This is a genomic window from Geodermatophilus sp. SYSU D00700 (genome assembly GCF_054050255.1).
Window position 1 is genome coordinate 18,285 of sequence record NZ_JBJGZA010000029.1, and the last position, 13,262, is coordinate 31,546.

Annotated in this window: 15 protein-coding genes; 4 read left to right on the plus strand and 11 right to left on the minus strand. The window is 75.9% G+C overall.

The genetic code is table 11. The annotated features are described in order from the left end of the window. Positions 1-15 precede the first annotated feature (15 nt). Together ACI79V_RS18050 and ACI79V_RS18055 are read left to right on the plus strand one after the other, a co-directional pair. Positions 16-780 (plus strand): polyphosphate kinase 2 family protein, encoded by a 765-nt coding sequence (locus ACI79V_RS18050; protein WP_456891385.1) that lies wholly within the window; start codon positions 16-18, stop codon positions 778-780. Further along, positions 777-1,856 carry a GNAT family N-acetyltransferase gene (locus ACI79V_RS18055; protein WP_456891387.1) on the plus strand — a complete coding sequence of 360 codons (1,080 nt, stop codon included), beginning with the start codon at positions 777-779 and terminating at the stop codon, positions 1,854-1,856. The genes ACI79V_RS18050 and ACI79V_RS18055 overlap by 4 nt, the downstream gene beginning before the upstream one ends. On the opposite strand, the gene ACI79V_RS18060 is transcribed toward ACI79V_RS18055, so the two are convergent. The 5 genes from ACI79V_RS18060 to rpsB form a co-directional block, all read right to left on the minus strand. Next, entirely contained in the window at positions 1,817-2,644 is an 828-nt protein-coding gene (locus ACI79V_RS18060; RefSeq protein WP_456891389.1) for a phosphatidate cytidylyltransferase, read from the minus strand. The two genes, ACI79V_RS18055 and ACI79V_RS18060, sit on opposite strands and share 40 nt — an antisense overlap. Before the next feature lie 290 nt (positions 2,645-2,934). Beyond that, positions 2,935-3,492 (minus strand): ribosome recycling factor, encoded by a 558-nt coding sequence (gene frr / locus ACI79V_RS18065; RefSeq protein ID WP_456891391.1) that lies wholly within the window; start codon positions 3,490-3,492, stop codon positions 2,935-2,937. Between the two features lie 66 nt (positions 3,493-3,558). Next, positions 3,559-4,347, minus strand: coding sequence for a UMP kinase (pyrH, locus tag ACI79V_RS18070; protein ID WP_456877007.1), 789 nt, complete (start codon positions 4,345-4,347; stop codon positions 3,559-3,561). A gap of 167 nt (positions 4,348-4,514) precedes the next feature. After that, positions 4,515-5,330 carry a translation elongation factor Ts gene (gene tsf, locus ACI79V_RS18075; RefSeq protein WP_456891393.1) on the minus strand — a complete coding sequence of 272 codons (816 nt, stop codon included), beginning with the start codon at positions 5,328-5,330 and terminating at the stop codon, positions 4,515-4,517. A gap of 92 nt (positions 5,331-5,422) precedes the next feature. Further along, positions 5,423-6,364, minus strand: a complete 942-nt coding sequence (rpsB, locus tag ACI79V_RS18080; protein WP_456891395.1) for a 30S ribosomal protein S2 — start codon at positions 6,362-6,364, stop codon at positions 5,423-5,425. A gap of 300 nt (positions 6,365-6,664) precedes the next feature. Here rpsB and ACI79V_RS18085 point away from each other — a divergent pair, with 300 nt between their 5' ends. Both ACI79V_RS18085 and ACI79V_RS18090 read left to right on the plus strand, forming a co-directional pair. Next, a complete protein-coding gene (locus ACI79V_RS18085) occupies positions 6,665-7,171 on the plus strand; it encodes a M23 family metallopeptidase (protein WP_456891397.1) in 507 nt (168 codons plus the stop codon). Between the two features lie 48 nt (positions 7,172-7,219). Further along, entirely contained in the window at positions 7,220-7,822 is a 603-nt protein-coding gene (locus ACI79V_RS18090) for a TMEM175 family protein (RefSeq protein ID WP_456891399.1), read from the plus strand. On the opposite strand, the gene ACI79V_RS18095 is transcribed toward ACI79V_RS18090, so the two are convergent. From ACI79V_RS18095 to ACI79V_RS18120, 6 genes are all read right to left on the minus strand, one after another. Further along, the gene (locus ACI79V_RS18095; RefSeq protein WP_456891400.1) at positions 7,750-8,121 is read right to left on the minus strand and encodes an antibiotic biosynthesis monooxygenase family protein; all 372 of its coding nucleotides are present in this window, start codon (positions 8,119-8,121) and stop codon (positions 7,750-7,752) included. The two genes, ACI79V_RS18090 and ACI79V_RS18095, sit on opposite strands and share 73 nt — an antisense overlap. 7 nt (positions 8,122-8,128) lie before the next feature. Then, positions 8,129-8,932 (minus strand): RNA polymerase sigma factor WhiG, encoded by an 804-nt coding sequence (gene whiG / locus ACI79V_RS18100; RefSeq protein ID WP_456891403.1) that lies wholly within the window; start codon positions 8,930-8,932, stop codon positions 8,129-8,131. A gap of 88 nt (positions 8,933-9,020) precedes the next feature. Next, entirely contained in the window at positions 9,021-9,956 is a 936-nt protein-coding gene (locus ACI79V_RS18105) for a tyrosine recombinase XerC (protein WP_456891406.1), read from the minus strand. Positions 9,957-10,040: 84 nt separating this feature from the next. Continuing rightward, the gene (gene dprA, locus ACI79V_RS18110; protein WP_456891409.1) at positions 10,041-11,315 is read right to left on the minus strand and encodes a DNA-processing protein DprA; all 1,275 of its coding nucleotides are present in this window, start codon (positions 11,313-11,315) and stop codon (positions 10,041-10,043) included. Beyond that, positions 11,312-12,832 carry a YifB family Mg chelatase-like AAA ATPase gene (locus ACI79V_RS18115; protein WP_456891411.1) on the minus strand — a complete coding sequence of 507 codons (1,521 nt, stop codon included), beginning with the start codon at positions 12,830-12,832 and terminating at the stop codon, positions 11,312-11,314. The genes dprA and ACI79V_RS18115 overlap by 4 nt, the downstream gene beginning before the upstream one ends. Then, a complete protein-coding gene (locus ACI79V_RS18120; protein WP_456877017.1) occupies positions 12,829-13,188 on the minus strand; it encodes a YraN family protein in 360 nt (119 codons plus the stop codon). The genes ACI79V_RS18115 and ACI79V_RS18120 overlap by 4 nt, the downstream gene beginning before the upstream one ends. Positions 13,189-13,262 lie beyond the last annotated feature (74 nt).

Below are 13,262 nucleotides of genomic sequence, written 5' to 3' on the forward strand. Positions count from 1 at the left end.
GCCAGGCTCGGCGGGGTGAGCCGACTCGACGACGTCGACCTGTCCGCCCAGCTGTCCAAGAAGGACGGCAAGCAGCAGCTGGCCCAGGCCCAGCGGCGGCTGGTGCACCTGCGCCTGCTGCTCGGCGGTCAGATCGGGTCCGGCGAGCTGGGTCCGCCGCTGTGCGTGCTGTTCGAGGGCTGGGACGCCTCGGGCAAGGGCGGGGCGATCAAGCGGCTGGTCGACGAGCTCGACCCGCGGCACGTGCGGGTCGCCCAGTTCGCCGCTCCCTCCTACGACGAGAAGCGGCACCACTTCCTGTGGCGCTTCTGGCCGGTGCTGCCCGGCTGGGGCGGCATGGCCGTGCTCGACCGCACCTGGTACGGCCGCGTGCTGGTGGAGCGGGTCGAGGGCTTCGCGACCGACGAGCAGTGGCAACGCGCCTACCAGGAGATCGTCGACCTGGAGACCACGCTGGCGGCCGAGGGCACCGTGCTGGTCAAGTTCTGGATGCACGTCTCCCCCGAGGAGCAGCTGCGCCGTTTCGAGTCCCGCCGCGACGACCCCTACCGCGCGTGGAAGCTCACCGACGAGGACTGGCGCAACCGCGACAAGCGGGAGGCCTACGAGGACGCGGTCGAGGAGATGCTCGAGCGCACCGACCACCCGGGCGGGCCGTGGACGGTCGTGCCGGCCGACGACAAGCGGTACGCGCGGGTCGCCGTCGTCCGCACGGTGAACGCGGCGGTCGAGTCGGCGCTGGCCGCTCGCGGTGTCGACCCGGACGCACCGCCCGCGTGAGCCCGCTGGTCTGTCCCTGCGACCCGGCGGACTGGCGCGCCGCACTCGACACCGGCGTCCTCGGACCGGGCGCACCGCTGTGCCCCCCGGAGCAGGTGCACCGGCTGACCGCCCGGCTGTACCCGGGCCGGCGGGACCTGGTGCTGCTCGTCGTCGACCCGGCACGGCTGCCGGCCCGCTCCGGGCCCACCGGGGACGGGGAGGGTGAGGTGGACGCCGGGCCGGTGCCGGCGCACGCGGTGGTCGCCGTGGTCCCGTACCGGCCGCCGGCGCAGCCCGTGCTCCCCGCACCCGGGGACGCCCTGGGCCGCGCGCTGGCGCTGTCGCTGTCGGTGCGGACCCGCCGGGCCGCCGAGGTCCGGGACGTGCCCGGCGGGGTGGCGGTGCTCGACCCGCGCTACGCGCACTCCCGGGACGACAACCGGCTGGTGCTCGGGCAGCCGGTCGACGAGGACACGGTCGAGCGGGCCGCCGTCGACGCGGGCCTGCCGCACCCGGCCGCCACGCTGACCTGGACCGGAGCCGGCGACGTCGCCGCGCGGCTGGCCGGGCGGGGGTGGCACGCCGAGGAGCTGGTGGTCATGGCCCGCCCGGCGACGCCCGCCCTGCCCGGCGCCGACCGGGCCGAGGTGGTCGACCAGCGCGCGGTGCACCCGCTCTGGGAGGCGACGTGGCGCCGCGACCTGGCCGGGACGGCCGACCTGGACACCGTCGTCGCCCAGCTCGTGGGCCGGGAGCACCGCACCGGCCGGGTGGTCGCCGTCCACGACGTGGCGGTGCGGGCGGAGGGCCGGGTGCTGGCCGCCGGGCAGCTGCGGGTCGACGGCGCGACGGCCGCGGTCGAGTCGGTGATGACCGATCCTGCGGCCCGCGGCCGCGGGCACGGGGACGCCGTGCTGGCGCGGGCGCTGGCGGTGGCCGCCGGGGCCGGGTGCGACCTGGTGGTGCTCGAGGCGCTCGCCGACGACTGGCCGCGCCACTGGTACGCCCGCCGCGGCTTCACCGCGGTCGGGTCGGTGTGGGAGGTGACCGGCCCTCAGCCCGCGGGAGGCGCCACCCAGGACAGCAGCAGGTAGGCCACCGCGGCCGAGGGCAGCAGGCTGTCGAGGCGGTCCATGATCCCGCCGTGGCCGGGCAGCAGGGTGCCCATGTCCTTGATGCCGAGGTCGCGCTTGATCAGCGACTCGCCGAGGTCGCCGACCGTGGCGGTCACCGCCAGCGCCGCGCCGAGGAGCACCCCGCCCCACCACGGCCCGTCGAGGGCGAGGACGACGATCGGGGTGGCGACCGCGACGCAGGCCACGATCGACCCGGCCATGCCCTCCCAGGACTTCTTCGGGCTGACCGACGGTGCCATCGGGTGCCGGCCGAACAGCACGCCGGCGGTGTACCCGCCGACGTCGTTGCCGACGACCGTGGCGATGAACGCGAGCACGCGCAGCGCGCCGTCGTCGGGGACCAGCAGCAGCACGCAGAACCCGGCGAGCAGCGGCACGTAGAGGGCGACGAACACGCCGGTGGTGGCGTCGCGCAGGTATCCCTCCGGCCCGTCGCCGAGCCGCCACAGCAGGACGGCGACCACGGTGAACAGGAAGGCGACGACGAGCCCGTCGGCGCCCCGGGCCCAGGCCAGCGCCAGCATCGCGACCGTGCCGACCAGCAGCGGCACCAGCGGGGCCCGGGCGCCGCCGGCCTCCAGGGCGCGGACCAGCTCGGCGACGCCGACCAGGACCGCCACCCCGACGACCACCAGGAACGACGGGCGGTAGGCGAACAGCGAGACCAGGATGACCGCGCCCAGGCCGAGCCCGACGGCGATGGCGGCGACCAGGTCGCGGCCGGCGCGGCTGCTCGAGGGCGGCACCAGGTCGGGCTCGGGGTCCGGGGCGCCGTCCGGCCCGGCGCCGGGACGGCGATCTCCTGGGTGGCCGGCGAGGGCACCGGCGGCACGGCGAGCGGGCTGGTGGGCGGCGCGGCGGGCCGGACCGGACCGGTGGCGGGGCCGCGCGCGGCGGTGGCCGACAGCGGCGGAGGCGGCGGCGGGGGCGACACGCGCCGGACGACCGGGATCGGCCCGGTGTCGGCGGCGTCGCCCGACGCGCCGGCCCCGGCGGCGTCGGGACGGGAGGTCATGGCGGGGCCCGGGCGAGCGGCTCAGACCTCGAGCAGCTCACCCTCCTTGTTCTTCACGGCGTCGTCGATGCTGGCGACGTGCTGGGCGGTGAGGTCGTCGAGCTCCTTCTCCGCGCGGCGCACGTCGTCCTCGCCGGCCTCGCCGTCGCGGGCGATGCGGTCGAGCTCCTCCTTGGCCCGGCGGCGCACGTTGCGGATGGCGACCTTGGCGTCCTCGCCCTTGCTGCGCGCCATCTTCACCAGGTCGCGGCGACGCTCCTCGGTCAGCTGCGGGAAGACGACGCGGATGATCTGGCCGTCGTTGGTGGGGTTGACGCCCAGGTCGCTGTCGCGGATGGCCCGCTCGATCGCCGCGAGCTGGCTGTTGTCGTAGGGCTTGATGACCGCCATCCGCGCCTCGGGCACGGTGATCGAGGACATCTGCGGAACGGGGGTCGGGGCGCCGTAGTAGTCGACCAGGATCTTGTTGAACATCGACGGGGCGGCGCGGCCGGTCCGCACCGAGCCGAGGTCCTCGCGCGCGACCGACAGGGCCTTGTCCATCCGCTCCTCGGCGTCGAGCAGGGTGTCGTCGATCACGGTCTCTCCTCCTGCGGCGGGGCGTCCCGCCGTCTCTGCGGTGCGGCGTGCGCGAGGCGCGCCCGCTCAGCTGATCAGCGTCCCGATCCTCTCACCTGCCACGGCGCGGGCGATGTTGCCGTCGCTCAGCAGGTTGAAGACGACGATGGGCATGCTGTTGTCCATGCACAGGCTGATGGCCGTCGCATCGGCGACCTTGAGCTGCTTGGCCAGCACGGTGGCGTAGTCGAGGTCCTCGTACAGGACGGCGTCGGGGTTGCTGCGGGGGTCGTCGTCGTAGACGCCGTCGACGCCGTTCTTGGCCATGAGCAGCACCTGGCAGCCGATCTCCAGGGCGCGCTGGGCGGCGACGGTGTCGGTGGAGAAGTACGGCATGCCGGCACCGGCGCCGAAGATGACCAGCCGGCCCTTCTCCATGTGCCGCACGGCCTTGCGCGGGATGTAGGGCTCTGCGACCTGGCCCATCTCGATGGCCGTCTGCACCCGGGTCTGCAGGCCGACCTGCTCGCAGAACGCCTGCAGCGCCAGGGCGTTCATGACGGTGCCGAGCATGCCCATGTAGTCGGCGTGCCGGCGGTCCATCCCGGCCTCGGCGAGCTCCGCGCCCCGGAAGAAGTTGCCCCCGCCGACGACGACGGCGACCTGCGTGCCGCCGCGGACGACGGCGGCCAGCTGACCGGCGATGGACTGCACGATGCCGGAGTCGACGCCGACGTTGCCGCCGCCGAAGGCCTCTCCGGAGAGCTTGAGCAGCACCCGCTTGTAGCCCCTGCCGTCGGCGGGCTGGAACGCGGTGGGTGCGGACAGCGGTGCGTGCGTCAGGGGGGTCGTCTGCGGCGCGGCGGTCTCGGTCAACTGCTCATCCCTCGCTCGACGTCGTTCTGCGTGATCCTGCCAAACGCCCCGGGTGGCGCCAGCCGGGGCCGGACAGCACAGGACCCCGTCACCCCCACCTCGCGCGCTCGGCGCGGGCCCCTGGAGCGGGGCCGGGTGGGGACGACGGGGTCCTCCTGTGCGGCTCGTTACGCCTGGCCGACCTCGAAGCGGGCGAACCGCTGCACGGTCAGGCCGGCGTCGTCGAGGATCTGCTTCACCGTGCGCTTGGGCTCGGTGATCGACGGCTGCTCGAGCAGGACGAAGTCCTTGTAGTAGGCGTTGACCCGGCCCTCGACGATCTTGACGATCGCCTGCTCGGGCTTGCCCTCCTCCTTGGCGGTCTGCTCGGCCACGCGGCGCTCGGTCTCGACCGCCTCGGTCGGGACCTCGTCGCGGGTGAGGTAGCGCGGGCGGGCGGCGGCGATGTGCATCGCCAGCGACCGCGCGGCTTCCTCGTCGCCGCCCCGGTACTGCACCGCGACGCCGATGGCCGGGGGCAGGTCGGTGGCCCGCTTGTGCAGGTACACCGCGGTCGGGCCCTCGAAGGTGGCGAAGCGGGACAGGACGAGCTTCTCGCCGATGCGGGCGGACTCGCCCTCGATGAGCTGCGCGACGGTCTGCCCGTCGACCTCGGTGGCCAGCAGCGCGTCGAGGCTGGCCGGCGACTTCTCGAGGACGATCTCGATCAGCCGCTCGGCGAGCGCCACGAAGTCGGCGTTCTTGGCGACGAAGTCGGTCTCGCAGTCGAGCTCGAGCAGCGCGCCGTGCTTGCTGACGACGATGCCGTTGGTCGTCGAGCGCTCGAGGCGCTTGCCGACGTCCTTGGCGCCCTTGATGCGCAGCAGTTCGATGGCCTTGTCGTACTCGCCGTCGGCCTCGGTCAGGGCCTTCTTGGCGTCCATCATGCCGGCGCCGGTGGCGTCGCGGAGCCGCTTGACGTCGGCGGCGGTGAAGGCAGGCATGTCACTTCCTCACGGATCTGGAGCGGGTGGGTGCGGACGTGCCGCGGCGCCGCCGCCCGGCCCGGTGGGGGCGGGGCTGCGGCGCCGGCGGGTCAGCCGTTCTGGGCGCCCTGGGTGCCGGTGGCGGTGTCGCCGGTGGCGGGCACGCCCTCGACCGGGGCGACCTGCTCGGCGGTCACGGCCGGCGGGGCGACGGGGGTCTCGGGCAGCGGGGTCGCCTCGGCGTCCGCGGCCGGGGCGGCGTCGGACTGGCCGGTGAGCAGCTCGCGCTCCCAGTCGGCCAGCGGCTCGCCGCCGCCGATGGCCGGCTCGCCGCCGTCCTCGCGACCGGCGTTGGCCTGCGCGGCCGAGCGGGCCATGAGGCCCTCGGCGACGGCGTCGGCGACCACGCGGGTCAGCACGGTGATGCTGCGGATCGCGTCGTCGTTGCCCGGGATCTTGTAGTCGACCTCGTCGGGGTCGCAGTTGGTGTCGAGGATCGCCACGACCGGGATGCCCAGCTTCCGGGCCTCGCCGACGGCGATGTGCTCCTTCTTGGTGTCGACGATCCAGATGGCGCTGGGCACCTTCTGCATGTCGCGGATGCCGCCGAGGCTGCGCTCGAGCTTGGCCTTCTCGCGGGTCAGGCCCAGCTGCTCCTTCTTGGACAGGCCGGCCATGACGCCGGTCTGCTCCATGTCCTCGAGCTCCTTGAGCCGCTGGAGCCGCTTGTGGACGGTCTGGAAGTTGGTGAGCATGCCGCCCAGCCAGCGCTGGTTGACGTAGGGCATGCCGACGCGCTGCGCCTGCTCGGCGACGACCTCCTGCGCCTGGCGCTTGGTGCCGACGAAGAGGATCGAGCCGCCGTGCGAGACCGTCTGCTTGACGAACTCGTAGGCCGAGTCGATGTACCCGAGCGTCTGCTGCAGGTCGATGATGTAGATGCCGTTGCGCTCGGTGAAGATGAACCGCTTCATCTTGGGGTTCCAGCGACGGGTCTGGTGCCCGAAGTGGACGCCGCTGTCGAGCAGCTGCTTCATGCTGACGACTGCCATGGCCGCAGCCTTCCTGTCTGCGCGCGACCGCCGGGCGGCCACGCTCCTCGGTTGACGCGGGCGCCGGGTGACGGCCCGCCCTGGCGTCCCGCGGCGCCACCGACCCGGTGCGAGACCGGGACCGAGGTGGGGCTGCCCCGCCGGTGCGGCGGGAGGAGGACGCGCGGAGTCGACCCGAACGGACGGGTCGCACCGGACAGCATACGCCGTGCTGATGGGGCTCCTCCCCCGCTGTCCGGTCCGTCCACAGGTGGGGGCGGTCGGCCCGTCCGGGGTCGGAGACGGCGCAGGCTCGGGCGCGTGCCCGCCCGCCTGCTCCTCGTCCTCCTCGTGGCCTGCGCGGCCGCCCTCGCCCCGGTCGCGGCGGTCGCCGAGCCGGCCGCTCCGGCCGCCGCCCCGCCGTGGGTGTCCCCGCTCGGCGACCCGCCGGTGGTGACCCGGCCCTTCGCTCCCCCGCCCTCGCCGTACGGGCCCGGGCACCGTGGCGCGGACCTCGCAGGAGCGCCCGGCGACGTGGTCCGGACGGCCGGCGACGGCGTCGTCGCCTTCGCCGGGATGGTCGCCGGCCGGCCGGTGGTCAGCGTCGACCACCCCGACGGGCTCCGGACGACCCACGAACCGGTCACGCCCACCGTGGGCGCCGGGCAGGCGGTGCGGCGCGGCGACCCGCTCGGCACGCTGGTCGCCGGCCACGAGGGCTGCCCCGTCGCGGCGTGCCTGCACTGGGGCCTCCGGCGGGGCGAGACCTACCTCGACCCGCTGTCCCTGCTGCGCCCGCCGCGGGTGCGCCTGCTGCCGGTCGGGTGACGCGTACGGACCGCTGCCCGACCGGCCGCCGCCCCTAGCCTGCGCGGGGTGCAGACCGAACGGGGCCTCGACCGTTTCGTCACGTTCCTCGACGCGGTCGTCGCCATCGCCATCACCCTGCTGGTGCTGCCGCTGACCGAGCTGCTCGACGGCGCGGGGCCGCGGACCGGCCTCGGCACGCTGCTGGCCGACGAGTCGTCGCAGATCGGCGCCTTCTTCCTCAGCTTCGTCGTCATCGCGCGGCTCTGGCGGGTACACCATCGGGTGGTCGAGACCGTGGGGTCCTACGACCGGGCATTCCTCACCGCCAACCTGCTGTGGATCCTCACGATCGTCCTGCTCCCGTTCGCCACCCAGGTGTCGGCCCGGTACGGCACCGACCGGCCCGCGGTCGCGCTGTACATCGGCACGATCACGCTGAGCTCGTTCTGCCTCACGACGATCAGCCTGCTGCTGTGGCGGCGCCCCGCCCTGCGCCGCGAGGCGGCCGCGCCGGTCGGACCTCCGTGGCCGTCACTGGTCGCCAGCGGGCTGTTCCTCGCCGCCCTGTTGGCCGGCACGCTGCTGCCGGGCGTGCACTACTGGGCGATGTTCCTGCTGTTCCTGTCCGGGCCGATCGAGGCCGCGCTACGGCGCCGCGTTGCCGCCTGATCCCCGCTCGCCGCCACGTCGGTGAAGTGCTCGACCACCGGAAACGGGTCGTGGAAGCCGTGCAGCAGCGCCTTGCACTCCTGGTAGGCGGCCGAGCCGCGGAACTCCTCCGTGTGGTCCTCCAGCCGGTCCCACTCGACCAGGAGCAGGGAGGTGCCCGGGCGCTCGAGGCAGCGGGACAGCCGCAGCGAGCGAAACCCCGGGGACGCCTCGACGATCGGCCGGGCGCGCGCGGATGCCGCCTCGAAGGCGTCCTCCCGGCCGGGGCGGACCGGGAGGAGCGCGTGCTCGAGCACCACCGCCGCCTCAGGCGATGTCGGCGAGCTTGGTGCGCAGGTGGAGCACGGCCTTGGTGTGCAACTGGCAGATGCGGCTCTCGGTGACGCCGAGGACGCGGCCGATGTCGGCCAGGGTCAGCCCCTCGAAGTAGTAGAGGCTGACGACGACCTTCTCCCGCTCGGGCAGCTGCTCGACGGCGCGGGCCAGGAGCTGGCGGGACTCGCCGTGCTCGGCGACGGCCTGCGGGTCGAGCGCGTTGGCGTCCTGCAGCGTGTCGACCAGCCGGGGCGCGCCGCCGTCGTCGTCGGTGAGCAGCTCGTCGAGGGCGACGACGTTGACCAGCGACAGCTGGCCGAGGAACTTGCGCACCTCCTCGACGTCCATGTCCATCTCCGCGGCGATCTCCTCGTCGGTCGGGCTGCGCTGCAGCCGGCTCTCGAGGGCGGCGACCGTGCGCTCGAACTGCCGGGCGCGGTTGCGCACCGACCGCGGGATCCAGTCGGTGCTGCGGAGCTCGTCGATGATCGCGCCGCGGATGCGGGCCATGGCGTAGCTCTCGAACTTGACCTCGCGCGAGGGCTGGTAGCGGGTGATCGCGTCGATGAGGCCGAAGGTGCCGTAGGACACCAGGTCGGCCTGCTCGACGTGCGCGGGCAGGCCGCTGCCGACCCGGCCGGCGACGTACTTGACCAGCGGCGCGTAGTGCAGGATCAGCCGGTCGCGCAGCGCGGGCGCGCGGTCGGCGACGTACTGGGCCCACAGGTCGGCGAGGACGGCGTCGGCGTCCTCGTCGGGGTGGCCGCCGATCCGGTGGATGGTCGCCTCGGGCACGTCAGGACTCCCCGCTTCGTGGTGGGCTCGGGCCCCGCGCTGGCGCGGGGGAACGGTGGTGGAGATCGCGTCGGGCACGGGGCACCGCTCAGGCTCTGGGGTGGGCCTGGGCGTGCACGGCTCGCAGCCGCTCGACGGTCACGTGCGTGTAGATCTGCGTGGTGGCGAGGCTAGCGTGGCCGAGCAGCTCCTGGACCGAGCGGAGGTCGGCGCCGCCCTCGAGCACGTGGGTGGCGGCGGAGTGCCGCAGGCCGTGCGGCCCGACGTCGGGGGCACCGGGGGCGCGGGCGACGGCGGCGTGCACCGTCCGGCGGGCCTCGCGCGGGTCGAGCCGGCGCCCGCGGAGCCCCAGCAGCAGCGCCGGCCCGGACTCCGCGGTGGCCAGCGCCGGGCGGCCGCGTACCAGCCAGGCGTCGAGGGCCCGCTCGGCGGGGGCGCCGTAGGGGACGCTGCGCTCCTTACGGCCCTTGCCCAGGACCCGCAGCAGTCGCCGGCCGCGGTCGACGTCGTCGACGTCGAGGCCGACCAGCTCGCTCACCCGGATGCCGCTGGCGTAGAGCAGCTCCAGCACGACGGCGTCGCGCAGTCCCGCCGGGTCCTCCGCGCCGGCGGTGGACTCGACGACCGCGCGGGCCTGGTCGGGGGCGAGCACGTCGGGCAGCGTGCGGTGGGCCTTCGGGCTGACCAGCCGCAGGCCGACGTCCTCGGGGGTGAGTCCCGAGCGGCGCAGCCAGGCGGTGAGGGACCGGGCCGCGGCCGCGCGCCGGGCGGTGGTCGCCCGGCCGGCGCCCTTCGTCCGGCCCTGGGCGAGCCAGCTGCGGAGGGTCGCGAGGTCGAGCTCGTCGACGCGGGTGCCGCCGCGCCGGGCCAGGTGGTCGAGCAGCCACACGGCGTCGGTGACGTATCCACGGACGGTGTGCGAGGACAGGTCCCGCTCACCGGTCAGGAACTCCTCGTACCCCTCGAGCGCCGCCGCGAGCGCCGGGGGCAGCGCGGCGCGGGCGTCGGCGGTCCGGGCGGTCACGGTCCGACCGTCCGACGGCGCCGTCGCCCGGTCAAGGCGCCGCGCCGGTCGGTCGTCCGCGACGGAACCGGCGTCCCACCCTCCTCAGCGCACCCGGCGCTGCTCCTTCGGCGGTGGGGTCAGGCGCCAGCCGGTGCCGGTCCACTGGACGAGCTCGGCGACCTCGAGGGCCGGGAGCACCCGCATGGCCTCCAGCGGGTCGCAGCCGGCGACCGCGGCCAGCCGCTCGGCGCTGACGCCGACGCGCACCGGACAGGCGTCGAGGACCCGGCGGGCGAGGTCGGACAGGCCGTCACGCGGGGAGTCCGGCCGCTCCACCGGGGCGGCGAGGTCCTCGCCCAGGCTGCCGACCGCCTCGATGACCTGCGCGGCGTTGCTCACCAGCCGGGCACCGGTGTCCTCCTCGCGCAGCAGCTCGTGGCAGCCCACCGACATCGCGCTGGTCACCGGGCCGGGTACGACCAACACCTGCTTGCCCAGCCCGCGGGCGCGCCGGGCGGTGGCCTGGGCGCCGGAGCGGGCGGCGGCCTCGACCACCACGGTGCCCCGGGTCAGCCCGGCGATGATCCGGTTGCGGACCAGGAAGCGGTGCCGGTGCGGCGCCGCGCCCGGCGGCCACTCGCTGACCAGCAGCCCACCGCCGTCGACGATCCGCTCGAACACCACCGAGTGCGCCGCCGGATACGCCCGGTCCACGCCGCAGGCCAGCACCGCGACGGTGGGCGCCTCGACGGCCAGCGCGCCACGGTGCGCGGCGACGTCGATGCCGTAGGCGCCTCCGGAGACCACCGTCCAGCCGCGCTCGCCCAGCTGCGCGCCGAGGTCGGCGGCCACGTGCTCGCCGTAGGCGGTCGACGCCCGGGCGCCCACCACGGCCACCGAGCGGTCGACGGTCTCGTCGAGCCGGGCGTCGCCGCGCACCCACAGCGCCAGCGGCGGCACCAGCGCGGTCGTCCGGTCACGCCGGCCGCTGCCGTCACCGCCACCGACCCCGCCACCGCCACCGCCGCAGGCGGCCAGCGTCAGCGGGTGCAGCGCGAGCGCGGGCCACTCGTCGTCCTCGGGCACCACCAGCCGTGCGCCGCAGCGCTCGGCGCGGCGCAGGTCGGCCAGGCTGGCGTCCTGGTCCGCTCGGGCGCCGACCAGCCCGCGGACCGACGGCGGCGCCGTCCCGGCCCGCAGCGCCGCGACCGCCGCGGCCGGGCCGGCGTCCTCGACGAAGCGCCAGAGGTCGACCGAGCCCGGCTCGGCCGCGCGGGTCAGCCAGGCCCGCGCCCGCCGCAGCCCGGCGGCCCCGTCGGCCGAGCGCGGGTCCTCGACCGCCGCGGCGAGGTCCTCCTCGAGGGCCGGCGCGCTCATGCCGCCGCCCGCTGCAGTCGCATGCCCAGCGCCTCGGCCACGTCACCGGCACCCGGGACCGTCCGGCCGGCCAGGTCCGCCACGGTCCACGCCACGCGCAGCACCCGGTCCAGCCCCCGCACCGACAGCATCCCCCGGTCGAGCGCCCGCTCGGCCAGGGCCAGCGCCGGACGCGGCACCGGCCAGCGCTCGCGCAGCAGCCGGCCGGGCACCTGGCTGTTGAGGGACAGGCCGGTCCCCCGCAGCCGGGCGGCCGCGGCCTCCCGCGCGGCGGCGACCCGGGCGGCCACCGCGGCGGTGGACTCGGGCGCCACGTCGGTGGCCAGCCACGCGGCCCGCGTGACCGGCGGCAGCTCCACCCGCAGGTCGATCCGGTCGAGCAGCGGGCCCGACAGCCGTGACCCGTAGCGGCGCCGCTCCAGCGGGCTGCAGGTGCACGCGGCGTCCCCGGCCGCGCTCGCGCACGGGCAGGGGTTGGCCGCCAGCACCAGCTGCGCGCGGCACGGGAAGGTCGCCGACCCCGCCGCCCGGCTGATGGTCACCGATCCGCGCTCCAGCGGCTGGCGCAGCGTGTCCAGCGTCGCCCGCGGGAACTCCGGCGCCTCGTCGAGGAAGAGCACCCCGCGGTGGGCCCGGCACAGTGCCCCGGGACGGATGGCGCCCGACCCGCCGCCGACCAGGGCCGCCATCGTGGCCGAGTGGTGCGGCGCCTCGAACGGCGGCCGGCCCACCAGCGGCGCACCCGGCGGCAGGGTGCCGGCGACCGAGTGGATGGCGGTGACCTCGAGCGCCGCCGCTTCGTCGAGGACCGGCAGCAGCCCGGGCAGCCGCTCGGCGAGCATCGTCTTACCCGCACCGGGCGGCCCGCTGAGGAACAGGTGGTGCCCGCCGGCGGCGGCCACCTCGACCGCGCGCCGGCCCGCGGCCTGGCCGACGACGTCCCCGAGGTCGGGGACGGGTGCCGGGGGCGGCAGTGGCCCCCGGACGTGCGGCAGGAGGCGGGCGCGGCCGGACAGGTGCGCCACCAGGTCGCCCAGCGTGGCCGCGGCAAGCACCTCCACCCCGGCGACCAGCGCCGCCTCGTCGGCGTTGCCGGCCGGGACGACGACGGTGGCGTGCCCGGCCCGGGCCGCGGCCAGCACCGCCGGCAGGACGCCGCGCACCGGGCGCACCGAGCCGTCGAGGCCGAGCTCACCGAGCAGGACCAGGCCGTCGGCGGCATCGGCCGGCAGCGTGCCCGCCGCCGCCAGGACCGCGGCAGCCAGTGCGAGGTCGAACCCGCTGCCCTGCTTGGGCATCGACGCCGGGGACAGCCCGATGGTGATCCGGCGCATCGGCCACGGAGCGCCGGTGTTGACGACGGCGGCGCGCACCCGGTCGACCGACTGGCGCACCACGGCGTCGGGCAGGCCGACCAGCACGACGCCGGGGAGGCCGGCGGACATGTCGACCTCGACCTCGACCATGGCGCCGGAGACCCCGGCCAGTCCGACCGACCAGGTGCGGGCGAGGGTCACGAGAACGCCCCGCGCAGGTGGGTGACCACGGCCGGGCCGACCGCCGGGACGAGCACGCCGACGACGTCGAAGCGCAGGTCCGGCGCGTGCTGGTCGTGGGCGGCCAGCCAGCGCTGGGCCAGCGTGCGCAGCCGCCGCCGCTTGGCCGCCGGCACCGCCTCCACCGGGTGGCCGAAGCCGGTGCCGCGGCGGGTCTTCACCTCGCAGAAGACGATCGCCGCGCCCTCGCGGGCGACGATGTCGAGCTCGCCGTCGCGGCAGCGCCAGTTGCGGTCGAGGACGCGCAGCCCGGCGTCGGTGAGGTAGGTCGCGGCGATCGACTCGCCGCGGCTGCCGAGTTCGGTGGTCGTGGACACCCGCCGACCGTCGCCGGTCGAGACGCCGGGAGTCGGACCGGGACGCCGCCTGTGGACGGCGGACCGGGCTGTGG

Bases quoted from the DNA above. Each gene is read 5' to 3' on its own strand.
- rpsB (WP_456891395.1), bottom strand. From the start codon at position 6,364: ATGGCAGTCGTCAGCATGAAGCAGCTGCTCGACAGCGGCGTCCACTTC.
- tsf (WP_456891393.1), bottom strand. From the start codon at position 5,330: ATGCCTGCCTTCACCGCCGCCGACGTCAAGCGGCTCCGCGACGCCACC.
- dprA (WP_456891409.1), bottom strand. From the start codon at position 11,315: ATGAGCGCGCCGGCCCTCGAGGAGGACCTCGCCGCGGCGGTCGAGGAC.